This window comes from Rhodococcus sp. NPDC059968, from assembly GCF_042738615.1.
GTDB lineage: Bacteria > Actinomycetota > Actinomycetes > Mycobacteriales > Mycobacteriaceae > Rhodococcus_F.
Genome location: NZ_JBHWUE010000023.1, coordinates 88042 through 111961, shown reverse-complemented (window position 1 = coordinate 111961; position 23920 = coordinate 88042). Strand labels below are relative to the sequence as shown.

Sequence of the window (23920 nt, the reverse complement as noted above, 5' to 3'; positions counted from 1 at the left end):
CGCCCCAAAGCGTCGCGGTCCACGGTCTCGGCGCGGCCGAAGTTGTGGATCACCTTCGCCGTCGGCGAGCCTGTGTCCGGGTGCCGCTCGTTGTGTGCGAGCTGCAGATACGACACGACCGAGCCGTCTTTGTTCTTCCGCCGCGTCTCCCGCAGGTACATACCTACACAACACCACATCGCATGCGGCTTCACCAGCCGACACGCCGAAAGTCGTGTGCCTACAGATTTTCGCGTTCCACCCACCCTGCACCGCTCTGACCTGCACCTTCATTCCACGGCATGCACGAAAATGCCTACGAACTGCGGAAGTCCGGTCATACGCAGGTGGGGGCTGTCGACCGCCTGGACGAGAGCGAGAGTGTCGGCCGCGGACGCGAATGGGGTACCGGGATGATCGACGGCGAGGTTGAGATTCTCGAGTGTGAACACCCGCCCCGCCTGTTCACCGAGTTCGGCGACCTTCCGCAGAGTGTCGGCGGCGGTGAGCCACATTGTGGGCGTGACCGTTTCGACCGGCCGGACGGGTAGTCCCCGGTTGTCGAGTCCGGTTCCGTGCAGATTCAGCCGCGGGCAGTCGAGCCGTTTCGCGACGTCGAGGGACTGGAGCGCCGTGGTGAGCAGGGCCTCGATGCCGTCGGGTTCGGTGAGGTTACCCTCCAGATAACCGGTCATCGAGGAGAATTCGGCGCCGCTGGCGGCGAGAGCGTCGATGTCCTTGGTGGACCAGTCCCAGATCTCGACCTGGAGTCCGCGCTCGGCGATGCGGTGTACGCGGTCCAGGAACGGCAGGTCGAGGTAGAGCATTTCGGCGCTGGCGGCGAGCGCGTACGTGGCCATCGGTGTCACGCGTCCAGGTCGACGGCGGAGCCGGTCTCGACGCTGCGGATGGCGGCGAGTGCGATCGACAGCGCGGTGCGGGCGTCCTGGCCTGTGACGACGGCCGGTGTGTGGGTGCGGATCGCGTCGACGAAGGCGGTCAGTTCCCCCACGTACGCGGAGTGCAGGAGGTCGGTGTCGCGGCGCGCGGTGTCGGCGTGCAGTCCGTCGGGACCGTAGTAGGTCATGTCGGTGCTGAGCCCACTGCCTGCGGTGACCATGCCGCCGGAGCCGAATACCTCGGCGCGCACGTCGTATCCGTACAGCGCGCTGAAGCTCGCCTCCGCCGTGGCGATGGCACCGTTGTCGAATTGGACGGTCACCACCGCGGTGTCGAGATGACCGGCGTTCTTGGCGTCCGGTCGCACCAGGGCGTCCGCGACCGCGTGCACCCGCACCGGTCGTGCGCCGGGGTTGAGGAAGCAGAGGGTGTCGAAGTCGTGGATGAGCGTCTCGAGGAAGATCGTCCACTGCGGAACGCGTGCCGGATCGGCGGTATAGGGGCCGGGATCGCGGGTCAGCGAACGCAGCAGCTGCGGGGTTCCGACCTTCTGCGCGTCGATCGCGGCGCGGGCGGCGGCGAATCCGGGAGCGAATCGGCGATTGAATCCGACCTGCAGGACGATGCCGGCGTCGGCGGCCGCCGCGATGGCGCGGTCGGCGTCGGCGAGGGTCACTGCCATCGGCTTCTCGACGAACACGTGCTTGCCGGCGGCCGCGGCCGCGACGACCAGGTCCGTGTGACTCCGCGCGGGGGCGGTGATCAGCACCGCATCGACGTCGTCGCTGGTGAGGACGTCGTCGACGGAAGTGGTGGCGAGCGGCGCTCCCAGCGTGGTGGCGAGACGCTGCGCGGACTCGCCGACGGGGTCGCTGACCGCGACGAGCGACGCCCCGGGGACCAGGCGGGCCACGATCTCCGCGTGATTCGAGCCGATGCGTCCGGCACCGATCGTCGCGATGCGTACCGGGTGGGGAGCGGGCGCCGCCGAGTGGACGGTTGCGGCTTCGGTGAGTGACATGGGTGTGCTCCAGTGCAGTGGAAGGGTGGAGGCCGAGGCGAACTAGTACGTTCTAGTTCAAGACCGTAGAACTCATGCGATCATTGGTCAAGAGCAGCTTCGAGCGGAACAGCGCGGGGCCCGGAGGACAGGAGCCGTGCACGTGGTCGAACCGGTGGCGGGATCGACCGGTGGCGCTCGTCCGACGATGGGCGACGTCGCACGCACGGCAGGGGTCTCCACCGCGCTCGTCTCGATCGTGATGCGGGGCGTCCCCGGCGCGAGCGAGGCCACTCGCCGGCGGGTGCTCGAGATCGCCGACGAGATGGGCTACGTGCCGGACCGTCGCGCACAGAAACTGCGCCAGGCCAGTTCCCGGTTGCTCGGCGTCGTGTTCGAACTGCAGCAGCCGTTCCACGGCGATCTCGTCGAACAGATCTACGCGGCGGCCACCCGCCGGGGTTACGACGTGATGCTCAGCGCGGTCGCCCCGAGCCGTGCCGAGCAGGTCGCCGTCCAGGCGCTGATGCGGGAGCGCTGCGAGGCGGCGATCCTCCTGGGCTCCCGATTCGACGCCGACGCGCTCGGCGCGCTGGCCGACCGCGTGCCCTCCCTCGTCGTGGCACGCGCAAGCGGCCTGCCCGGTGTCGGTGCCGTGCGGGGCGACGACGTCGCCGGCATCACCCTGGCCGTCGACCACCTCACCGAACTCGGGCACCGGAACATCGCCCATATCGATGGCGCCGACGCGCCCGGCGGCGCCGACCGGCGGGCCGGGTTCCTGGCTGCGATGGACCGGCACGGACTGTCGGCTTCGGCAACGGTCGTGGCCGGCGGTACAACGGAAACTGAAGGTGCACAAGGCATGCACGAACTTCTGGGGATGCCTGCTCCCCCGACCGCCGTCGTCGCCTTCAACGACCGGTGCGCCACCGGCGTGCTCGACCTACTGGTCCGCCGGGGCCGGGACGTGCCCGCGGACGTTTCCGTCGTGGGCTACGACGACTCCCGCCTGGCGAGGATTCCGCACGTGCAGATGACGACGATCTCGCAGGACGCCACGCACATGGCCGAAGCCGCCGTCGACGGAGCGCTGGCTCAGATCGCCGGCAACAAGGCAGTCGACCTCGTGCTCGCGCCGCACCTCGTCCGCCGCGCGACCACCGGCCCTGTCGCACTCCGCGACTAGATCCTCTGCCCGATGCTAGGACGACGACCACACACCGAGTTCGTTGCCGCTCGGGTCGGTGAAGTGGAAGCGGCGCCCGCCGGGAAAGTCGTAGGGGCCGTTGACGACGGTGCCGCCCGCCGCCCGCACCGCATCCACCGACGCGTCGAGATCCACCGAGTACAGCAGCACCAACGGTCCGCCTGCCGGCTTCCGGTCCGGCACCTGCAGCAGGCCTCCGACCTCCTCCCCGTCCGCACCGACGATGCCCGCGTACTGCGGGCCGTAGGCATTGAACTCCCAGCCGAATGCCGAGCGGTAGAACGCTTCCGCGTCTGCGAGGTCCGTGACCGACAACTCCACGTAGTTCAGTCGATGGTGATCTGCGCGAGAAGGTGACATGCCGGAACTCTAGCCGCAATCAGCTCCTCGATCGGGGGTTCTTTCGGCGAGAAGCATGTTCACGAAACCGCGGGTGCTCGCCGTCTGGGGTCGGCCGGCGACCTGAACCAGCGAGATGGTGCGTTCGACCGTCGGCTGCAGCGGTATGTGGACGAGACCGGCGAACGAGATCATGGGAAGCACGAGTTCGGGCACCGCGGTGACACCGAGCCCGGCCGCCGCCAATCCTGCTACCGCGCCGATGTTCTGCGCCTGCATGACAGGTCCGAGTTCGATGCGTGCGTCCTCGACGGCCCGGCGGACGGGCGCCGCGATGCTGCTCTCGGGTCCGAACGCGATGAACGGTTGCCCGGCGAGATCCGACCATCGGAGTACCGGCCGATCGGCGAAGGGATGTGTCGGCGCGACGGCGCAATAGAAGGAGTCGCTCGTCAGGACGTCCTGCTGCAGGCCGGGCAGAATCCCTGAGGTGGTGACCAGGGCGAGGTCGACCGTGCCCGAGTACACGGCGTCGAGAACCTCCTGACGCAGTCCGTCCCGGATCTGCAGCCGCACGTCGGGGTGGCGCTCGCGGAAGTTCACCACGTAGGGAGGAAGGAACGTGGCCGCGAGCGACGGCAGGCACGCCACCGTCACGATTCCGCGGTCGCCGGTGACGAATCGTTCGATCTGCGTGAGCCCGTCGTCGAAGTCGTGGAGCATCCGCCGGGCGTGCTCGATGATCTCGTGCCCGTGCGTGGTCAGCTCGACCCGGCGGGTGGTGCGTTCGAACAGCGTGACGTCGAGTCTGCGCTCGGCCTCGGCGACCGAGCGGCTCAGCGAGGACTGAGACACGTCGAGTGCGTGGGCCGCCGAGGTGAAGCTCGCATAGTCGGCGATGGCGACGATGCTCCTCAGGTGAGAAATCCCGAGATTGATGCTCATGCGCATCAGTATGGCCGGTATTCATGCGCTGGGCTGCCGTACCCCTCGCCAAGCTGCATCTACGCATTCATGCGTTGAACTCATAAATCGATCATTCATTGATATTTGACGCGCAATTGTGAGGCGCGCGACACTGAGACTCCATTTCGAAGGAGGTCACATGGTTGCCGCGCTCGGGTTCGCCACGATCGCTTGTTTCCTGGCGCTAGCGTTCAGCCGACGAGTTTCGGTGCTCGTCGCGCTGATCCTCGTCCCCGTCGCATTCGCGATCGTGGGCGGATGGGCACCCGACCTCGGGGAGATGGTGGGCGACGGTCTGCTGAAGGTCGCGCCCGTCGCCATCATGATCGCCTTCGCGGTCCTGTATTTCAGTCTGATGGTCGACGTGGGACTGTTCGACCCGGCGATCCGCCGGATCGTCCGGTGGGCAGGTGGCAATCCCACCAAGATCGCCGTCGGAACCGCGGTGCTGACCCTGCTCGTCGCGCTCGACGGCGACGGAACCTCGACCTTCCTGATCACCATCTCGGCGTTGCTGCCCATCTACCAGAGACTCGGGATGCGCCCGGTCGTCCTGACCGGCATCGTCTGCCTGGCCGCGGGACTGATGAACATGATTCCGTGGGGCGGCCCGACCGTCCGCGCCATGGCCGCGCTCGACCTGACCAGCGCCGACATTTTCACGCCGGTCCTGCCCGCGATGGGGGCCGGGGTCCTGTGGGTCCTGTTCGCCGCCTACATGATCGGCCGCACCGAACGAAAGCGGCTCGGCGTCACCGAACTGGCGTCTCCCGGCGCCGGTGGTCCCGGCACGCCGCACGTCTCCGACGCGCCGGTGCGCACTGGCCGCCAACGGGCGGTGATGGCGTTCAATACGGTGCTCACCCTCGTTCTGATCGTGATCCTGCTGTTCCAGCTCGTGCCGCTGGAGGTGGCATTCGCCATCGCATTCGCACTTGCACTCGCCGTCAACCGCCCGAAATGGGACGACCAGCAGGCCCTGTTCGCGAAGCACGGCGGCAACGTCACCATGGTGGTGGCGATGATCCTCGCGGCGGGCGTGCTCACCGGAATCCTCAACGGCACGGGAATGATCACCGCGATGGCGCAGACCTTCGTCTCCTGGATTCCGCAGTCCGCCGGCTCCCTGATACCCGTCATCACCGCGGTCACGTCGATGCCGCTCAGTCTGGTCTTCACCCCGGACGCGTACTACTTCGGCGTCGTCCCGGTGCTCGCGGAAACCACCGCATCGTTCGGAGGCGACCCCGCGGAGATCGGCCGCGCCGCCATCCTCGGCCAGATGACCACCGGATTCCCGCTCAGCCCGCTGACCGCCGCGACGTTCATCCTGATCGGACTGAGCAAGGTGGACCTCGGCAAGCACCAGCGGTTCATCTTCGGCTGGGCCTTCGGGACCACCATCGTGATGACCGTCGTGGCCCTGCTCACCGGGGCCATCTCGTTGTAGTCGTCCACGACACCGCCGCACGCCGGCCCACCCACCACACATCGAACGAGCAAAGGACTTCGAGCCCGTGACACCATCGAGCACCCGCGGCAGCGCCTCGCGGAGCGTGCGACTCGGCGCAGGATCCGGGTTCTCCGGGGATCGCATCGACCCCGCCGAGAAACTCGCCCGGCACGCCGACCTCGACTACCTGATCTTCGAATGCCTCGGCGAACGCACCGTCGCCGCCGGAAACTCTCGCCGGCTCGAGAACCCGGACGAAGGATACGATCCGCTCCTCGCCGCACGCATGCGCGCGGTTCTCCCGCACACGCTCGCGTCCGGGACCACGGTGATCACCAATGCCGGTGCCGCCAACCCTCTCGCCGCTGCCGAACTGGTCTCCGGCATCGCGTCCCGGTTCGCCGACCGGCAGGTGCGCATCGCTGCGATCACGGGCGACGCGGTGCTCGAGCAGGTGCTGCGCCACGACCCCGTCGTATGGGAAACCGGGAGACGCCTGTCGGAGCACGACGAGGCACTCGTCTCCGCGAACGCATACATCGGGGCGGACGCCGTGATCCCCGCGCTCGAACTGGACGCCGACGTCGTCGTCACGGGGCGTCTGGCCGACCCCTCCCTCTACGTCGCCCCACTCGCCCACCATTTCGGATGGGACCTGGCCGATCACGAAACCATCGGCGCCGCAACCGCGATCGGACACCTGCTCGAGTGCGCCGGACAGCTCACGGGCGGCTACTACGCGGATCCCGTCACCAAACCGGTGAAGGGTATGGCCGATCTCGGCTTCCCGTTCGCCGACGTCCTCGCCGACGGATCGGCGACATTCGGCAAACTCGACGGATCCGGCGGCATACTCACCGAACGAACGTGCGCCGAGCAACTCCTGTACGAGGTGGGAGACCCCACGTCGTACCTGACCCCCGACGTCACCGCGGACTTCGGCAACGTGTCGTTCACCAGTGTCGGACCCGACCGGGTCGCCATCACCGGCGCGACGGGGCGACCCCGCCCCGAGCAGTTGAAGGTCACCCTCGGCTTCCGTGGCGGCTGGCTCGGTGAGGGCCAGATCAGTTACGCGGGTCCGCGCGCCTACCCCCGCGCCCGGCTCGCCGCGGATATCGTCACCGAACGACTCGTCGACGTGCACGGTTTCACCGAGGACGCGGTCTCCGTCGAATACATCGGCGCCGGTGCGGCTTTCCGCGGACTCGACATGGACACCGATGCCCACGAGGTTCGCCTGAGAGTGACCGCCCGCGCACGCACCCGCGACGAAGCCGACCTCGTCGGCTGGGAAGTGGAAAGTCTGTACACCAACGGGCCGGCGGGCGGCGGCGGTGCCCGGCGGTCGGCGACCGAGGTACTCGCGATCCGCTCGTGCACCCTGCCCCGCGACCTCGTGTCCACCCGGGTGCATCTCACGGAGGTGACGAAATGACGACGCCCGCAACTGTCCAGAAGATCGACACGCTCGCAGACGTCCGTGCCGGAGACAAGGGGGACACGCTCATCCTCGCTGTGCTGGCCCGGGACCGCGCCGCCTACCGTCATCTCACCCGGAGCCTGACCGAGGACGTCGTCGCCGCCCACTACGGTGAACTGATCACCGGCCGGGCCCGGCGCACCTGCCAGCCGAACCTGATGGCGATGGTGTTCGAGTTGCCCGGCGTCCTCGGCGGCGGCGTCACCGGTTCACCCGCACTCGACGGACACGGCAAGACGCTGGGCTACCACCTGCTGAGCCTCGAAATCTGACGGGCTAGGCGGGATTCCGGTTACGGGAAGCTGCCAGGGTGGCGGCGAGCGCCTGACGATCGAGCTTGCCGCGCGGCGTGCGCGGCAAGCTGTCGACCGCGAGAACCTGAACCGGCATGCTCGGGCTGGGTAACGTGGCGCGCAGATGCCGCCAGATCTCGCTGGAACTCGGCCCGTCGCCGGCCACCACGATCGCGGCGGCCGGTGCCTCGCCCATCCGGCTGTCGGGCACTCCGATGCACGCAGCTTCCGAGATCCCGGGAAGCGCGGTCAACGCCGCCTCGATGGCGGCCGGTTCCACATTGAGTCCCGCCCGGATCACCGTGTCGCTGTCGCGGCCGAACAACTGCAGGCTGTTGCCCGCCACCCGGCCGCGGTCCCCCACCGTCATCCACCCGACGGCGGGGCCGTTCACCACGCCGTCTTCGGTGAGGTAGCCGTCGAACAGCATGTTGCTGCGCACGTGAACCAGGCCCTCGCGGATCTCTGCGTCGACGCCGTCGAACAGTTCGCCTGCCGCATGCTCGTCGGCGGCGCCGAGACCCCGGTCGAACGACACGAAACTGAGTTCGGATGCGCCGTAGAAGTGCACGAGCGACGCATTCGGCAACACCTCCTGCAACGCCTGACGCCCCGTGCGCGGCCACCGGGCCGCCGACGACAGCACCTCGCGGACGCTGCCGACCGGACCGATCCCCGACCGCACCACGTCCCAGGCGATGGTGGGTACCGAGTACAGATGTGTGGCCGCGTCGCGCAGCGAGTGCGTGACCGGTCGCAGATCCACCGTCGCCCCGCGAGTGAGGCCGTGCAGCGCGCCGTACAGGAAATGCGTGTGGTCGAGAACGCCGGGCACCGCCACGCGATCCCCGCTGCCGATGTCGAACGTCGCGTCCGAGCGGTCGAGGGTCGTGGCCCACGATCGCTGGTTGCGCACGAACAGCTTCGGCTCACCGGTGGTGCCGGACGTGATGCCGACCAGCAGTTCGGTGTCGGGATGCGCCCGGTCCGCGGCGCCGTCGGATTCGAGGCTCTCCGCCGTCTCGACGGTCCCGTCGAATCCCAGTCTCCGAAGCCTGGTGTGCTGGTGCGACGCGGCCACCACGGCGCCGGGTTTCGCGAGTTCGAGCACCCGCTTCAGCTGCGCGGGCAGGAGATGCCGGTGCAGCAGCACGACGCTGACTCCCGCGTGCATCGCCGCCGTCACGACCACCAGCGACCCGACATCCGACGTCGGCAGCACAGCCACCCGGTTCATGCCGTCGAGCCCGGCTGCGGCGCGAGTGACCCGCGACCAGAACCGGCCGTAGTCGACGGTTTCGCGCGCGGACACGACCGCTGTCGTCTCCGGGTTCTCGGCGGCCCGTCGGGCGACGCGCTCGGCGAGCAGCTCAGTCATCGTCGACTCCCCGTGCGACGAGGGCGTCGCCCATCGCGTCCGCGGTCCGGAGGGCACGGACCAGAACGGGGGTGGCCAGCGCCGTCATCGACCATTGCAACCCGCGCGCCTTCCGCGCCTGCGCCACCTCCTGCACGATCCCGGTCAGCAGCGGGATACACCGGATCGCCAACGCGAGCAGGAGCCCGATCCGGTCCGGATCGACCCCGAACCTCCGCAGGGGCCCGAGTGCGCGCGACACCGTGTCGAGCATGTCGGTGACCCGGGTGGTGAGCGTGACCAACGCGGCGAGCGCCACCGAGATCAGCAGCACCCCGCACACGACGACCGCCCGCGCGGGCGACGTGATCAGCACCTGGAAGATTGCGATGATCAACAACATCCACACCACCGGACGAAGCTGCGCCACGGCGACCCGCCACGGAATGGCGGCCACCGCGAACAGCAGTCCCACCACCAGGAGGACGACACCGACCTCGAGCGGGGTGCGCACGAACACGGTGGCCGTGACGATCGACGCGATCAACAGCAACAGTTTCACCCCCGCGGGCATCCTGTGCAGGAGCGAGTCGCCCGGACGGTACAGGCCGATCATTCGACCAACTGCCGGTACGCGGGGACGGCGTCGTCCGGGCTGCCGTCGAACGCGACGAGACCGTCGTCGATGACGATGACCCGCTCGAAACTCTCCAGCAACGCCAGTTGGTGGGTCACGACGATCACCTGCTGGTCCATCGAATCGAGCGCTTCGGCGACGACGCGGGCGTTCCGTAGATCCAGCAGCGTGGTCGGCTCGTCGGCGATGATCACCTCGGGCCTGCGGATGAGGACGGCGCCGATGGCGAGCAGCTGCTTCTGGCCCCCGGACAGCAGGTGCGCGGGGTGATCGGCGTGCTGGTCGAGCCGGAACCGCACCAGGATCTCCTCGACGCGCGCGGCGATCTCTGGCTTGCTCAGACCGGACCGGCGCAGCGAGAACGCCAGGTCCTCGGACACCGTGGGCATGACGATCTGGGTGTCGGGGTCGGTGAACACGAACCCGACCTTGCGGCGCACCTGGGCGCCCTTCCTGGCGGCGTCGACACCGTCGACCGTGACGGTGCCGGAGGTGGGCTTCAGCAACCCGTTGATCATGCGCGCCAGGGTCGACTTGCCGGAGCCGTTGGATCCGATGATGCCGACGCGGCGCTCGGAGAAACGGAGGTCGACGCCGCGCAGCACCGGGCGGTCCCCGAAGGCATGGGTCACCGAATCGAAGACGATCTCACTCACGACACGCGCTCCACGAGCATCGCGATGCCCTGCCCGCCGCCGATGGCGCAGGCCGCGAGCCCGAGCGCGGGTCCGTCCTCGCGCAGCATCTGACTTGCCAAGCGCACCAACAAGATCGCCCCCGAGGCGCCCCATGGATGTCCCATGGCGATGGCGCCGCCCTGTGGGCAAATCACGGATTCGTCCAGGCCGAGTTCGTCCGACACCGCCAGCACCACCGACGCGAAGGCTTCGGTGATCTCGACGACGCCCAGATCCGCCACGTCGTGTCCGGTCCTCTTCAGGAGTTTGCGGATCGCGGGTACCGGTCCGAGCCCGGGCAGCGCCGGGTCCGATCCCGCGACGGCGGAGCCGAGGATCCGCAACGCCGGCAGTCCGGCGGCCAGCGACTCGGTCGTCACCGCCAGCACCGCGGCGCCGTCCGAGATGCCGCAGGAATTCCCCGCCGTCGCCGTCCCGCCGGCACCGAAACTGGGGCGCAGCCGCGCGAGCCTGGCCTCGGTCATGCCTGCCCGAATGCGCTGGTCCCGCTCGATGCCACCGACTGGCACGATCTCCGACGAGAAGTCGGCGGCGGCCGCGAGCGTGTGCGACCGCGCCGCGTACGCGTCCTGCCGCTCACGGCTGATGCCGCGCACCCGCGCGAGATCGTCCGCGGCCGCTCCCATGTCGGGGTCGGGGAAGCCTTGCGGCGCAAAGGGAGCGCGGGTGTAGCGCACCGGATCGGCGCCCGACACCGGCGGCCAGAACCGCCACGGCGCCGTGCTCGCCGATTCGACGCCACCAGCCAGAATCAGATCGTCGACGCCGCTGCGCACGCGGAGCGCGGCCTGCATCACCGCGTCGAGGCCGGAACCGCACTGCCGGTCGACGGTGACACCGGGGACCTCCACACCCAGCCCCGCCTGCAGGGCCGCGACCCGCGCGGGATCGCCGCCCGGTCCGAGGCAGTTGCCGAGGACGACGTCGTCGATCTCGGCGTCGATGCCCGACCCCCGCAGCGACGTCAGGACGTCGCGTAACACCGGGGCGGCCAGATCGGTGGTGGTCAGATCGGCGAACCCGTGCCCGGCATTGCCGATCGGCGTCCGACGCGGCGCCACCAGGACAGGGACAGAGCTCATGCCAGCCAGTCTCTCACTCGGCCTCGGGCGACCTTGCCACTGGCGGTCCGCGGCATCGACTCGATCGGCACCCAGCGGCGGGGCAGGGCTTCCTTCGTCAGCGTCCGGCGTGCTCGCGAACGGACGTCACCGATCTCCGCGGTGCCGTCGAGCTCCAGGACGGCGGTGACGGTCTCGCCGAGCACCGAATGCGGCGATCCGACGACGGCCGCCGCGGCGACACCGTCGAGCGTCTCGAGGATGCGCTCGACGTCCTCGGCGACCACCGTGGTGCCGCCGACGTTGATCGCGGATTCACCCCGGCCGCGCAGCGTCAGCTCACCGTCGTCACCGAGTTCGGCCAGGTCACCGACCCCGAACCAGTCCGGGGCTCCGATCACGCTGTACGGCGACCGGACGTACAGCAGACCGTCGCGGATGTCGGCGTCGACACCGTCCAGCAACCGGAGCGGTTCGGGCACCCGGCGCGCCGCGACGAGGGAGAGTTCCGCGGCGCCGTAGTACTCGACGATCTCGATGCCGTCCGCCACCGCGCGGGCGCCGTCGTCCAGGGCGGTGCCGGCGACGATCGCCGTGCGCAGCTTCGGGGCCTTCCCCACCACCTCACGAAGGACGGCGGGAACGGCGTGCACGACCGTCGCCCGGGACGGGTCGTCGGTGACGCATGCGCCCCGCCACAGTGCGTGCACTGCGGCGAACAGGTGCATCGTGGCGTGCAACGGCCCGGTGATCAGCACGTGGTCCGTCGTTTCGATGCCGGTGATCGCGGTGAAGGCGGGGAAGCTGTCGAACCAGGAGGCCGCGGTGCGCGCGAGCGGACGCGGCTTGCCGGTGGAGCCGGACGTCGCCACCAGCAGAAAAGCGGACGGCGGAATCACCGTGCGGTCCGGTCTCGCGTCGGGGTTCTCGACGATCACCGCCGTCCCCTGCCGCTCCGCCGCGCAGACGCAGATCAGGGCATCCGGGACCGGCAGCGTCGACGCGTCGTAGGCAGGCGCACCCGAGCCGTGCTCGAGGATCCATCGGTCGATGGCACCGTCGAGTTCGGCATACGTGTAGGTGCGGTCTTCGAAATCGAGAGCAGGCTGATCGCCGGAGCCGCCGAGTTCGAAACTCACGTACGGATCAGGCCGGGGTACGCGCGATGCACGCTCTTGGCGACCACGGTCGCGACGACGACCTTGAGCAGGTCGCCGGGGATGAACGCGAAGTTGGTGGTGATGGCGGCGCCGACACCCAGATCGGTGCGGAGCAGGAGTCCGACGGTGCCGAAGACGTAGATGACGACGATCCCGCCGAGGGCGTTGATCAGGAGACCGAGCGCGATCGGGTACTTCGGGAGGATCCGAGCGGTGAGGAGGCCGATGACCAGCGTCGCGGGAATCCAGCCGATGAGGTACCCGGCGCTGGGGCCTGCGAGCGCGGTCAGTCCGGTGCGGCCACCGGACAGCAGGGGCAGGCCGATCAGGGTCAGTGCGATGAAGACCGCGACAGCGGCTGTGCCCTTGCGAGCCCCGAGCACCGCGCCGGCGAGGATGACCCCGAGCGTCTGCAGCGTGATCGGCACTCCGCTGAAGCCGACCGTGATGGCGCCGGGCAGTCCCAGCGCCGCGATCAGCGCGGCGAACACTGCGATCTGCGCCATGTCCCGCGCTGAAATACCGAGCCTCGACACCCGAGCGCTCCCGACCTCTGCCATGACGACTCCTCTTGCTTCAAACTTGAACGACGTTCAAGGTATCAGGTCGGCGCGGACAACGGTGCGGCCGACTCCGCGACCTCGCCCTCGTCGGGCGCCGTTCGCGCCCCGGCCCGCGCTGCTCCGATCCCCGCCGCGACCACGAAACAGATCCCGGCCACGGCCGCGTGGTCCGGCACCTGGTGCAACACGACGAGCCCGATGATCAATGCGAACGCCGGTTCCAGGCTCATCAGGGTCCCGAACGCCGCGGTGTTCAGCCGGCGCAGGGCGAGCATCTCCAGCGTGAACGGCACTACCGGCAGCAGTATCGCCAATCCCAGCCCGATGATCAACAGGTCCGGCGTCATCTTCGCGAGCATCGACGGTCCGCCCACCGCAGTCGCGACCAACCCGGCGACCGGCATGGACACCGCGAGCCCGTTGAGACCGGCCACCTCGTCGCCCACGCGCTGGGTGAGCACGATGTAGAGAGCCCAGCACGCGGCCGCGCCCAGCGCGAACAGGATTCCCACCGGGTCGACGCCGCCCGCCCAGGGTTGCGTCAGCAGCAGCACCCCCACGGCTGCCAGCGCCGGCCACTTCAGCCGGCCTCGTCCGTGCAGAACAGCGACGCCGAGGGGCCCGAGGAACTCCAGCGCGCTGGCGGTGCCCAGCGGGATCCGGTCCACCGCCGCCATGAACAGCAATGTGACCGCTGCCGTCACCACCCCGAGCAGGACGCATGCGCCGAGGGACGAACGCGTGAACGCCTTCGGACGAGGGCGAACGATGAGGACGAGCAGGACTCCCGCCCACGCGAGGCGCAGCCAGGCGGCACCCTCGGCACCGACGCGCTCGGACACGCCGACGGAGATCGCGAGTCCGCTCTGCACGCACAGCATCGAGGTCAGCGCCATCGTCGCGCCGACGTGGGTCGAGTTCCTGGTCATGCATGCATTGAATGACACGTCGACCGTTCACGTCCACGTGACTTTCATGGACAAACCATTCAGATATCGCGAACAATGCGAGGGTGGATACCCGACGCCTGCATCTCCTGCTCGAGCTCTCCCGTCTCGGCTCCATGCGTGAGGTCGCCGAGACACACCGGCTGACCACCTCGACCGTCTCCCAGCAGATCGCGGCACTCGCGAAGGAGACGGGTGCCCAGCTCGTCGAACCGACCGGCCGCCGGGTGCGGCTCACTCCGGCCGGTCGCCGGCTGGCCGACCACGCCGTCACCATCCTGGCGGCGGTCGACGCCGCCCGACTCGACCTCGACCCCCACGCCGAGCCGGTCGGCACCCTGCGCGTCGGGGGTTTCGCGACGGGCATCCGGGTGTCGCTGCTCCCGGTCGTCGCCGAACTCGCACGCACCCACACGCAGGTGGACGTGGTGATCAGCGAATACGAGCCGGTCGAGGCGTTCGCGTTGCTCGCCGACGACGAACTCGATCTCGCACTGACCTACGACTACAACCTGGCACCGGCATCCCCTGGCGCCGCTCTCGAGGCAGTCCCCCTGTGGTCGACCCCCTGGGGACTCGGCGTCCCCGCGCGCGGCGACGACGGACCCGCAGACGTCGTGGCCTATGCCGGTTCACCCTGGATCGTGAACTCCCGCAACACCGCCGACGAGGACGCCGTCCGCACCCTCGCCTCGCTCGCGGGTTTCACACCGCACATCGCCCACCAGATCGACAGCCTCGACCTCGTCGAGGACCTCGTCGCCGCCGGCTACGGCGTGGGCCTGCTGCCCGCCGACCGTCCCACCCGCGCCGAGGTCACCGTCCTCCCGCTGGCCAACCCGAAGGTCGTGCTCACGGCCTACGCCGTGACCCGCCGTGGGAGGTCGACCTGGCCGCCGCTGCGGCTGGTCCTCGACCGCCTGGCCGCCGTCACCCGGAACGACGATCAGCCGACGCGACATGACCCGCCAGGCGGATGCACGACGCCCCGCCTGCGGGAGTAGGCAGGCGGGGCGGTTTATCGCGGGAGTGCGCAGGGCGGTTTCTAGCGGGATGCCACGGCGGAAGCCGCGTCCTTCAGGGTGCGGGCCGCAACCTGCAGTCCTTCGAGCTGTCCCAGTTCGACGTCCTCGTGTTCGATGTTGACCGCCATGTCGGGGTCGACCCGCTGCAGCGCGGCGAGGAAACGGGACCAGAAATCGACGTCGTGTCCGCGACCGACGGCGACGAAGTCCCACGCCGAGTCCTCGGGCCACTTGTTGACCACGTGCTTGCCACCGAGCCCGGTGGGGTTCTGGTCGGCCGGGATGCGGGTGAACCGGTCATCGAGAACACCGTAGATCTTGCAGTTCTCGTTGATCCGGGTGTCCTTCGCGGCGGCGTGGAACACGAGGTCGCCGAGCCAGTCGACCGCGGCGACCGGATCGATGCCCTGCCAGAACAGATGCGACGGGTCCATCTCGGCGCCGACGTTCGTCGCACCGGTCTTCTCGACCAGGCGCTTCAGCGTCGGCGGGTTGAACACCAGGTTCTGCGGGTGCATCTCGATCGCGACCTTCACGCCGTTCTCACGGGCGAGCGCGTCGATCTCCTTCCAGAACGGCACCGCGACCTGATCCCACTGGTAGTCGAGGGAGTCGAGATAGCCGCTGTCCCAGGTGTTCACGTGCCATGCCGGCCACTGGCCGCCGGCGTGCGCGGCGGGCAGCCCGGACATCGTGACCACCCGGTCCACACCGAGCAGGCCGGCAACCTTGATCGCGTTGCGCAGGTCCCCGGCGTCCTCGGGGCCCACCTCGGGGTCCGCGTGCAACGGGTTGCCGTTGCAGTTCAGGCCGGCGATGGAGACGCCGGTCTCGTCGAAGACCTTCAGGTATTCCTGCGGTGACACCTCGCCCGAAAGGAGTTCCTTGACGGGCAGGTGCGGGGCGGGCAGAAATCCGCCCGCGTTGATCTCCGCGCCCTCGAGTCCGAGGGACGCGATGGTCTCCAGCGCTTCGCGCAGGCTGCGGTCGTGCAGGACGGCGGTGTACACACCGAGTTTCATGAGGGTTCCTTGCGTGGTGGGAAGAAGTTGCGGTTCAGGGGGTTTGCGGTTCAGCCGATCTTGACGGCTGCCCCGTCGGCGCGGGCGGACTCCGCGACGGCGGTGACGATCTGCATGCCGCGCAGGGCGTGCGCGAAGGTCGGCAGCGGGCCGAGGACGTCGATGCCGGCGATCTGGTCGAGGAACGCACGGGCCTGGTAGGCGAAGAACTCCGCCTTGCCGTGGCCGACGCCGCCGGCATCCATCGGCAGGCCACCCTGGATGTACGGGTGCTGCGGTCCGATGATCACCCGTCGCTGACCGTTCACGGTGCGGTCGAGGCCGTCGCTGGACACCGAGAATTCCGCGGCGCGAGCCAGGTCGAACGCCGCGGAGCCGGACGTCCCGAACAGCTCGAAACCGAGTCCGTCCGGAAGCTGGTGCGCGACACGGGAAGCGGAGAACGTGCCGACTGCGCCGTTCTGGAAGCGCGCCGTGAACGTCGCGAGGTCCTCGTTCTCGACGGGCGCCATCTCACCCGTGGTCTCGGCCTTGGTGTGGCCGTAGGTGACTCCGGCGGGCACGGGACGCTCCGTGATCACCGTGGCGAAGGTCGCGCCGCTGATCTCGACGATCGGGCCGCACACGAATTCGGCCATGTCGAGCAGGTGGCTGCCGACGTCCGCGAGCGCACCGGTTCCGGGACCGCCGCGGTATCGCCAGGTGATCGGCGAAGCGGGATCGAGACCGTAGTCGCACCAGTAGTGCCCGTTGAAGTGGATGATGTCGCCGAGGCGGCCCGTCGCGAGTTCGTCGCGGATCGCCTGGATGGCCGGCGACCGGCGGTAGGTGTACCCGACCGTGGCTATCGTGTCGGCTTCCGCGGCGGCGGCGACCATGGCCTCGGCGTCCGCGATGGACCCGGCGAGCGGCTTCTCGCACAGCACGTGCTTCCCCGCAGCGAGGAGGCCCTCGACGATCTCACGGTGCAACTGGTTGGCGACGACGACGCTCACGGCGTCGATGTCCGGCGATTCGGCGATGGCCTGCCAGCTGTACTCGGCCCGCTCGTACCCGTACCGCTTCGCGGTGTCGTCGGCGACGGCCTGGTTGGTGTCGGCGATCGCGACCAGACGCACGTCGGGGCGGTCGGTTCCGAACAGCGTCGACGCCATGCGATATCCGGCGGCGTGTGCTCGTCCGGCCATGCCGCCGCCGATGACGGCGACACCGATCGAGTTGGAAGTCATGTGTGGAAGCCTTTCGGTGTGATGTTGACCCGGCGGGAGTGCACGTCGGCTACCCGCAGACACCCGCACGGATGAGTGAAGACGCCCTCCGGCTAGTTCGGTCTATTTAACCGGTCTAGTACGACTACTATGAGCTGAGTCACGACACCCTGTCAAGCCCCGACCCGACGGGGCGGCAAACGCGCCGTACCCCTTCACGAACACCCTCCACCGCGCACACTGAATAAACTTTCACTGAACTTGATTTCAATGAATGCCAGTTCAGGAGGGGTGCATGCAGACCATCGTCGCAGAGGGAGGTGTGTCCGGGACCGCGACTGCAATCGCATTGCGCCGCATCGGTTCCGACGTCACCCTCTGCGAAACACACCCCGACCCTCGGGTCGCTGCCCATCAACCTCGCAAGCCTGCGGAACTACACTTCGGACTCCTTGTCGCGACCACCGCGCAGCAGCGAGCTCAGCGAGCTCAGCGATTGCAGCGGCTGATCGCCGTGGAACGCAAGTTCGAACCCCTACCCGTCGACGCAGGTGTCGCCCGAAGCTACGGGCAGCTGGCCGCAGCAGCGCGAGCGTACGGCCGCCAACCTCAGCCCCGAGCCCTCGATCTGATGATCGCCGCCACCGCGCACGCGAACAACGCCCGACTCGTCAACCGCAACGCGGACGATCTTCGCGGCATCGAACACCTGCTGGATGTCGACACCCTCTGAGGACAACCCACGATCGAGGTGGGGTTGCGGTTACTGGGACCCGCTCAGTTTGCCTGAGCACCCTGCCCTTGCCGGCCGAGCAACCCGGCCCGCCGAACATTGACGGCCGTCGCAGGTCAGGACACGCCCGACCGGGCCCCTTCCACCGGTGCGGGCGCGGGCCCGGTGGTACGACGCACGACGAGCCGCGGCCGGAGGACGGTCGCGACCGATTCGGTCCTCCCCCGGTCCAGCCGTTGGATAACCGCGTCGACCGCGGTGGCGGCCTGCTCCCGCGGTTGCTGATTGACCGACGTCAGATCGATGTGCGCGAGCTGGGCGAGCACGCTGTCGTCGTATCCGGAGACCGAGACGTCTTCGGGGATCCGCACGCCCCTGCTCCGTAGTTCGCCGATCAGCCCGATGGCACTCCGGTCGTTGGCCGCGATCACCGCGGTGGGAAGCTGCGACCGCCCGAGCAGAGTCTCCGCGGCGACCGTTCCGGCACTGTCGGTGAAGTCGCCCTCGACCACGTCGATATCGAGTCCGTGACGACGCATCGCACGGGTGTACCCCGACCTCCGGTCGGCCGCAATCGTGCCCGTACCACCGCTGAGGTGCGTGATTCGGCGATGCCCCAGCTCCACGAGATGGTCGACGACGGTGCCGATCCCCTTGCCGTCCGCCGTCCGCACGACGTCGACGGCGCCGTCACCGACGCGGCGACCGACCACGACCACCGGTACCCGTTCCCCGAGCGTGTCGAGAACGTCGGTGCCGAGTTCGGTGCCGAGCAGGATCAAGGCTTCGCACCGGAAATCGAGCAGCGTTTCGACGACTTTCGGTTCGGCGTGCGTGGGAGTCAGCGCACCGAGCACCACCTCGTACCCGTGCTCGTCGGCGGCGGCGACGATGTACTCGACCATCTCGGCGTGGAAGCTGTTGCGAATATCCGCCGACACCCCCACGAGGTGGGTCCGCCGGAGCGACATCAGTGCGGCCGTACGGTTCGGTCGGTACCCGAGCTCGTCAGCGACGTCGAGGACCCGTTTCCGCGTCTCGGCACTCGGTCCGGGCACACGCCGAAACACCATGGAGACCAATGCCTTCGACACGCCCACGCGGTCGGCGATGTCCTGCATGGTGACGGCCTGCCGGGGCATCGGAACGGAACCGCCGCTCCGGGCGTCGTCGTCGCTTCGCATGTGCAGACCCTTTCGCTCACCGAGCACGAGGCCCACCCAGAGTATCCGACATAGACCGAAGTACTAGACCGGGCTACCTACCCGAACAGTCCGGGTGTCACGACGAGAACCAGCCAGCAGAGCGCGGGCGCAACCGCGACGACGACCACGGCAGCGTTGAGGAGGAGCTGGCGGTAGAACGCCCGTCGATCAGGTCCTGGCACAACCATCCAAGAGTCTTGTCGCAACGGTCCAATGTCGAGGGCGGGCGCGGGACCACTATTGAGGTGTCACGCCCGGACGTGTCCGGGGTCACACAATCGACGGAGGATCTGATCCCCATGGCAATCGACTTCGACCTGAGTCCAGACCAGGCGGCCCTGCAGAAGGCGGCGCGAGCCTTCGCCGACGAGCGGCTCAGTCTCGTTGAAGGCGTCATCGCCCCACTTCCGACGCCCGAGGCGCGCTTCGCGGCGATCAAACCGTTCTATCAGGACATGGTGCATGCCGGATTCCTCAAAGCGCTGCTGCCGGTCGAGTACGGCGGCACGGCTATGCCGTCGCTCGATTTCGCCTTGGCGGCAGAAGAACTCACCCGTGCCGACATCAACGTTCCCAGTGCGCTGCTCGGCACCGGATTGGGGCTGCAGCCCATCATCCACTTCGGAACCGCGGATCAGAAGGCCAGGTTCCTGCCACCCTTCGCCGGCAGTGAACCGTTACTCGCGGCGTGGGCGTTCACCGAGACCGCCGGCGGCGCGAACTTCGACAATGCGGATGCCTCGGCAGGTGTGCAGACCTTCGCGCGCCTGGACGGCGACGAATGGGTGATCAACGGGGACAAACACTTCACCACCAATGGTTCGGGGTGGGACGGCAACGGTGCCGCGCTGATCAGCGTTCTCTGCCGTACGGATCCGACGCTTCCCTTGAACGAGTCGATGGCCGTGATCGTCGTGCCCGGGGACACACCCGGGGTCGCTGTCGAGTCCTATATCGACACCATGGGGCACCGTGCCACGGCATCACCTCGTATCACGTTCACCGATGTTCGCGTGCCGGCCTCGAACATCATCGGAAAGCCCGGTGACGGCATGGAGATCATCCGGAAGACGTTCAACTGGACCTCGTCGATCATCGGGGCCGCGTGTGTCGGCCGGATGCGGGCGGCATTCGACTACGCCTTCACCTTCGCGAAGAGCGACAATCGTTCGGGCCCGGTCCCGATCATCGACTACCAGAACGTCGGTTACATGCTGGTCGACATCAAGACCCGCATCGAGGCCGCTCGATACTTCACCTGGAAAGCATGCGACCTCTACGACAAGACCGGCGGCGCCGACGAAGAGCTCGGCCACATGGTCAAGATCTACGCATCCGAACTTGCGGTACAGGTGGTGTACGACACGATGCGTGTGGTGGGAGTGAACTCCTACGGAGACCAGACACCGATCGCCGGAATCATGGAAGACGTCCTGTGCTTCCCGCTCTACGACGGGGGCAACATGGGCGTTCGGCGCCGGCAGCTCCACGCCCTGATGAAGCGGTCGGACTACGATCCGATGCTGTCCGCCGCCGGAATCGTGGCAGGGTGACCTCGTACGAACGGCCGGCCATCCGCTGCTCTGCTCGTGACGCGATATTCCGTGGGGGTGCAACCGAGGCAGTTCTGAAACGTGCGGGTCAGGTGCGAGCTGTCGTAGAAGCCCCATCGCGCAGCGATCTCGCTCACGGTCACCGAGTCGGGCGCCACCGCCAGGTCCTGCATCGCCCCCTGTAGGCGCTCGTCCCGAACACACTCCGCGAACGTGGCGCCGACCGCCTGGAACAGGCGGTGCAGCGTTCGCACCGAGACGGCGGCTTCGCGCGCAGCGGCCTCCGCGGTCACCCGGCCCAAAGGGACGGCTGAGCGAATGTAGCGGCGGACGACCTCGCGGAGCGCCGCATCGCGACCTTCGGTGCGAGTTCCACCAGCCGGGGGCTCGGTCACTGCGGCGAGAACATCCGTGAAAGAACGCTCGAGGGCTCTCACAATGGTCTGGTCGAAGGCGGGGCGCTCCCGCCAGAGGGACGACATCATTGCCCCGACGACGTTTCCCGGTCCGCTCGTCGTGTCGATGGCACGCGCCGTCGCCCCGACCCCCCGCACGTTCGCGCTCCACTGATCCCGGGGAATGCGAAATGACAGCACCCGCCACCTGGCCGCGTCGTCCGGCTCCCGGAACTCGAGGGAGTACGGGCGCGTCGTGTCGAACACGGCATAGCTGCCCGGATGGACGACGCAACGGCGTCCATCCTGCTCTCCGTAGCACGTTCCCTCCAACTGCAGGTTCACGAACAAGGCATCCAGGGGCGCGCGGCGAACTTCCCTGGGACCGTGAGTCAGTAGCTGTGTGCACGAGGAGATCTCAGCGCAATTGGTCTCGACCAGCGCTTCCGAGCGCACCCACCCGGGAATCCCGTCCGGGGTCGCGCTACGGGCAGTCTGGGCACGCCCACGCTGCGGCGACAGTGGAGTGAAGGCTTCACACACGACGTCACCCCAGTAACTCGCCTGATCACGAGTACTCAGACCTGAGGTGGACCAATAGGGCATGACACCTCCCGGTTTCTGGGCAGGGTCACCGGTGCTGGGCAATCAGAACCGGTGCCTGTTGCACTCCAAATTCTGCGCGTTCCGACGGGGTTGTCAAGAAACTGTCCGGTTTCCACACAGATGACGTTCGGCACGGAAGACTAGCGTCGTTCACGAGCCGGCGAATTGCGAACTGCACTGCGGTTCCCGGCAATTGACGATCTTCCGCGCGGAGCGAGAGCCGCGCCACCGTTGCGAGACCACCGATCACATCCCTGCCCACCATCGGCCGACAGGCCGGATACACCATCGAGGAGCACACAATGACAACGACATCACCCGCACTGTCACCCGAAGTCTCCGCCTTCCTGGCGAGCCCTGTTCTCCACCTGATCGACGGCCGGCATGTTCCGTCCGCATCCGGCGAAGTCTTCGCCACCGTCAATCCGTGCAACGGTGACGCCTTGGCACAGGTCGCGTTCGGCGGCGACGAGGACGTCAACCGGGCGGTGTCGGCTGCTCGCAGAGCACTCGACGGACCGTGGGGACGCATGACTCCGGCACAGCGAAGCAAGATTCTCTGGCGGGTCGGTGATCTGCTGGAGGAGCGGGTCGAGGAGTTCGCGCTCGTCGAAGCGCTCGACAATGGAAAGCCTCTTACCTACGCACGTCTGGTCGATGTTCCCCTGTCCGCCGATTGGTTCCGCTACATGGCGGGCTGGCCCACGAAGTTGGAGGGCAGCACAATTCCGGTCACCTCCACCGCAGCGCCCGGCGATTACCTGGCGTACACCGTGCGCGAGCCGGTGGGCGTCGTCGCCGCGATCGTCGCCTGGAACTTCCCGCTGCTGCTGGCGGCCTGGAAGCTGAGCCCCGCACTCGCCACGGGCAACACCGTCATCCTCAAGCCGGCGGAACAGACCCCACTCAGCGCGGCGCTGCTCGGCGACGTGCTCCGCGAGGCCGGTATCCCCGACGGTGTGGTGAACATCGTGCACGGTGACGGAGAGAACGTCGGCGCCGCACTCAGCGCTCATCCCGGCGTCGACAAGGTCTCGTTCACGGGGTCGACCGAGGTGGGACGGCACATCGTCGGTGCCGCGCGCGGCAACCTGAAGAAGGTGACCCTCGAACTCGGCGGCAAATCCCCCAACATCGTCTTCGACGACGCCGACATCGACGCCGCCATCGAAGGTGCGGCAATGGCCATCTTCTTCAACCAGGGCGAGGCCTGCGAGGCCGGGTCACGGCTGTACGTGCAGTCCACGGTGTACGACCGGGTCGTCGAAGGGGTCGCCGAGATCGCCTCCGCGTTGAAAGTGGGCGACAGCCTCGACCCGGACACCCAGATGGGTCCCGTCGTATCGGAGAAGCAACTCGATACCGTTCTCGGATACCTGGACAGCGGCAGGGCCGAAGGTGCCACCGCCGTGACAGGCGGGCGACGGAAGGGCGACGTCGGCTACTTCGTCGAGCCGACAGTGCTCGCCGACACCACACCGAACATGCGGGTGGTGAAGGAAGAGATCTTCGGACCCGTCGTCACCGCGATACCGTTCGACGACATCGACGACATCGTCCGGACCGCCAACGACACCGACTACGGTCTCGCCGCGGGCATTTGGACGTCGGATGTGTCGAAGGCCCACAACGTCGCGGCGGGTATCAAGGCCGGCACGGTGTGGATCAACAGCTACCACGTGCTCGACCCGGCCCTGCCGTTCGGCGGGTACAAGCAGTCCGGTTGGGGACGTGAGCACGGTGCGGCAGTCCTCGACGCATACACCGAGACGAAGACCGTGATCCTCAAGAAGGGGTGATCTTGCACGGGCAGATGCCGTCGCTCCGACCGCGGCATCTGCCCGCGGCGACATCCATCATCACTGAGCACGATCCTCCACCCCCGCGCCATCGCGACGCGACCACACGACCAGTCGACCGAACACCGCCCCGAATAGGAGCAGAGCGACAAATTCCCACAGGCGAGACGCGTCGTCGGGAAGGGGGAGAACAACGACAGCGAACACCGGCAACGCGACGATGTAGGACACAACGATTTTCCAGAGCTGATGCATGAACGAATTCCCGTAGGGTCGGAAGGTCCGTCCAGCATCCGACTGTGAGGCGGCGACCACCAGGCACCACAGG

The 23920-nt window shown here is 68.0% G+C and carries 23 protein-coding genes and 1 pseudogene; 8 read left to right on the top strand and 16 right to left on the bottom strand.

Going from position 1 to position 23920, the window contains the following annotated elements:
* Window positions 1-317: 317 nt before the first annotated feature.
* Both ACFWAY_RS20295 and ACFWAY_RS20290 read right to left on the bottom strand, forming a co-directional pair.
* A pseudogene (locus ACFWAY_RS20295) lies at window positions 318-839 on the bottom strand (TIM barrel protein); the annotation flags it as partial.
* Window positions 840-844: 5 nt separating this feature from the next.
* Entirely contained in the window at window positions 845-1900 is a 1056-nt protein-coding gene (locus ACFWAY_RS20290) for a Gfo/Idh/MocA family oxidoreductase (RefSeq protein ID WP_378511844.1), read from the bottom strand.
* 187 nt (window positions 1901-2087) lie between these two features.
* Between ACFWAY_RS20290 and ACFWAY_RS20285 the strand changes: the two genes are divergently transcribed.
* On the top strand, window positions 2088-3068 hold the full coding sequence (locus tag ACFWAY_RS20285; protein ID WP_378511848.1) for a LacI family DNA-binding transcriptional regulator: 981 nt from the start codon (window positions 2088-2090) through the stop codon (window positions 3066-3068).
* A gap of 15 nt (window positions 3069-3083) precedes the next feature.
* Here the strand turns inward: ACFWAY_RS20285 and ACFWAY_RS20280 are convergent, their stop codons facing one another.
* Entirely contained in the window at window positions 3084-3449 is a 366-nt protein-coding gene (locus ACFWAY_RS20280) for a VOC family protein (protein ID WP_378511843.1), read from the bottom strand.
* A 9-nt stretch (window positions 3450-3458) separates the two neighbouring features.
* A complete protein-coding gene (locus ACFWAY_RS20275) occupies window positions 3459-4379 on the bottom strand; it encodes a LysR family transcriptional regulator (protein WP_378511842.1) in 921 nt (306 codons plus the stop codon).
* Window positions 4380-4533: 154 nt separating this feature from the next.
* Here ACFWAY_RS20275 and ACFWAY_RS20270 point away from each other — a divergent pair, with 154 nt between their 5' ends.
* The 3 genes from ACFWAY_RS20270 to ACFWAY_RS20260 all read left to right on the top strand — a co-directional run bounded on the left by ACFWAY_RS20270 (window position 4534) and on the right by ACFWAY_RS20260 (window position 7602).
* Entirely contained in the window at window positions 4534-5844 is a 1311-nt protein-coding gene (locus tag ACFWAY_RS20270; protein ID WP_378511841.1) for a CitMHS family transporter, read from the top strand.
* Window positions 5845-5911: 67 nt separating this feature from the next.
* The gene (locus ACFWAY_RS20265; RefSeq protein WP_378511840.1) at window positions 5912-7285 is read left to right on the top strand and encodes an acyclic terpene utilization AtuA family protein; all 1374 of its coding nucleotides are present in this window, start codon (window positions 5912-5914) and stop codon (window positions 7283-7285) included.
* Window positions 7282-7602 carry a hypothetical protein gene (locus ACFWAY_RS20260; protein WP_378454596.1) on the top strand — a complete coding sequence of 107 codons (321 nt, stop codon included), beginning with the start codon at window positions 7282-7284 and terminating at the stop codon, window positions 7600-7602. The genes ACFWAY_RS20265 and ACFWAY_RS20260 overlap by 4 nt, the downstream gene beginning before the upstream one ends.
* A gap of 4 nt (window positions 7603-7606) precedes the next feature.
* Here ACFWAY_RS20260 and ACFWAY_RS20255 read toward each other — a convergent pair whose 3' ends face one another.
* The 7 genes from ACFWAY_RS20255 to ACFWAY_RS20225 are packed head-to-tail and all read right to left on the bottom strand — an operon-like array spanning window position 7607 to window position 14028.
* On the bottom strand, window positions 7607-9001 hold the full coding sequence (locus tag ACFWAY_RS20255; RefSeq protein WP_378511839.1) for an AMP-binding protein: 1395 nt from the start codon (window positions 8999-9001) through the stop codon (window positions 7607-7609).
* Window positions 8994-9596 (bottom strand): energy-coupling factor transporter transmembrane component T family protein, encoded by a 603-nt coding sequence (locus ACFWAY_RS20250; RefSeq protein ID WP_378511838.1) that lies wholly within the window; start codon window positions 9594-9596, stop codon window positions 8994-8996. The genes ACFWAY_RS20255 and ACFWAY_RS20250 overlap by 8 nt, the downstream gene beginning before the upstream one ends.
* Complete coding sequence (locus ACFWAY_RS20245; protein WP_378454593.1) at window positions 9593-10273, bottom strand: energy-coupling factor ABC transporter ATP-binding protein; 681 nt, start codon at window positions 10271-10273, stop codon at window positions 9593-9595. Before ACFWAY_RS20245 ends, ACFWAY_RS20250 begins: the two co-directional genes overlap by 4 nt.
* A complete protein-coding gene (locus ACFWAY_RS20240; protein WP_378511837.1) occupies window positions 10270-11397 on the bottom strand; it encodes a thiolase family protein in 1128 nt (375 codons plus the stop codon). The genes ACFWAY_RS20245 and ACFWAY_RS20240 overlap by 4 nt, the downstream gene beginning before the upstream one ends.
* On the bottom strand, window positions 11394-12515 hold the full coding sequence (locus ACFWAY_RS20235; RefSeq protein ID WP_378511836.1) for a class I adenylate-forming enzyme family protein: 1122 nt from the start codon (window positions 12513-12515) through the stop codon (window positions 11394-11396). The genes ACFWAY_RS20240 and ACFWAY_RS20235 overlap by 4 nt, the downstream gene beginning before the upstream one ends.
* Window positions 12512-13096, bottom strand: a complete 585-nt coding sequence (locus ACFWAY_RS20230; RefSeq protein WP_378454590.1) for a biotin transporter BioY — start codon at window positions 13094-13096, stop codon at window positions 12512-12514. The genes ACFWAY_RS20235 and ACFWAY_RS20230 overlap by 4 nt, the downstream gene beginning before the upstream one ends.
* A gap of 41 nt (window positions 13097-13137) precedes the next feature.
* Window positions 13138-14028: a DMT family transporter gene (locus ACFWAY_RS20225; RefSeq protein WP_378511835.1), complete on the bottom strand. Its 891-nt coding sequence runs from the start codon at window positions 14026-14028 to the stop codon at window positions 13138-13140.
* 83 nt (window positions 14029-14111) lie between these two features.
* Between ACFWAY_RS20225 and ACFWAY_RS20220 the strand changes: the two genes are divergently transcribed.
* Complete coding sequence (locus tag ACFWAY_RS20220) at window positions 14112-15050, top strand: LysR family transcriptional regulator (protein ID WP_378511834.1); 939 nt, start codon at window positions 14112-14114, stop codon at window positions 15048-15050.
* A 41-nt stretch (window positions 15051-15091) separates the two neighbouring features.
* Here the strand turns inward: ACFWAY_RS20220 and ACFWAY_RS20215 are convergent, their stop codons facing one another.
* Together ACFWAY_RS20215 and ACFWAY_RS20210 are read right to left on the bottom strand one after the other, a co-directional pair.
* Window positions 15092-16093 carry a sugar phosphate isomerase/epimerase family protein gene (locus ACFWAY_RS20215; protein ID WP_378511833.1) on the bottom strand — a complete coding sequence of 334 codons (1002 nt, stop codon included), beginning with the start codon at window positions 16091-16093 and terminating at the stop codon, window positions 15092-15094.
* Window positions 16094-16143: 50 nt separating this feature from the next.
* Window positions 16144-17322, bottom strand: a complete 1179-nt coding sequence (locus ACFWAY_RS20210; RefSeq protein ID WP_378454586.1) for a Gfo/Idh/MocA family protein — start codon at window positions 17320-17322, stop codon at window positions 16144-16146.
* A gap of 274 nt (window positions 17323-17596) precedes the next feature.
* Here ACFWAY_RS20210 and ACFWAY_RS20205 point away from each other — a divergent pair, with 274 nt between their 5' ends.
* The gene (locus ACFWAY_RS20205; RefSeq protein ID WP_378511832.1) at window positions 17597-18034 is read left to right on the top strand and encodes a PIN domain-containing protein; all 438 of its coding nucleotides are present in this window, start codon (window positions 17597-17599) and stop codon (window positions 18032-18034) included.
* Between the two features lie 116 nt (window positions 18035-18150).
* Here the strand turns inward: ACFWAY_RS20205 and ACFWAY_RS20200 are convergent, their stop codons facing one another.
* Together ACFWAY_RS20200 and ACFWAY_RS20195 are read right to left on the bottom strand one after the other, a co-directional pair.
* A complete protein-coding gene (locus tag ACFWAY_RS20200) occupies window positions 18151-19218 on the bottom strand; it encodes a LacI family DNA-binding transcriptional regulator (protein WP_378511831.1) in 1068 nt (355 codons plus the stop codon).
* 77 nt (window positions 19219-19295) lie between these two features.
* Window positions 19296-19427: a hypothetical protein gene (locus tag ACFWAY_RS20195; RefSeq protein WP_378511850.1), complete on the bottom strand. Its 132-nt coding sequence runs from the start codon at window positions 19425-19427 to the stop codon at window positions 19296-19298.
* Window positions 19428-19538: 111 nt separating this feature from the next.
* Between ACFWAY_RS20195 and ACFWAY_RS20190 the strand changes: the two genes are divergently transcribed.
* Complete coding sequence (locus tag ACFWAY_RS20190) at window positions 19539-20792, top strand: acyl-CoA dehydrogenase family protein (protein WP_378511830.1); 1254 nt, start codon at window positions 19539-19541, stop codon at window positions 20790-20792.
* Here ACFWAY_RS20190 and ACFWAY_RS20185 read toward each other — a convergent pair.
* Window positions 20750-21793 carry a helix-turn-helix domain-containing protein gene (locus ACFWAY_RS20185; protein WP_378454582.1) on the bottom strand — a complete coding sequence of 348 codons (1044 nt, stop codon included), beginning with the start codon at window positions 21791-21793 and terminating at the stop codon, window positions 20750-20752. The genes ACFWAY_RS20190 and ACFWAY_RS20185 overlap by 43 nt on opposite strands.
* 302 nt (window positions 21794-22095) lie before the next feature.
* On the opposite strand from ACFWAY_RS20185, the gene ACFWAY_RS20180 reads away from it, so the two are divergent.
* Entirely contained in the window at window positions 22096-23592 is a 1497-nt protein-coding gene (locus ACFWAY_RS20180) for an aldehyde dehydrogenase family protein (RefSeq protein WP_378511829.1), read from the top strand.
* Window positions 23593-23920: the final 328 nt, after the last annotated feature.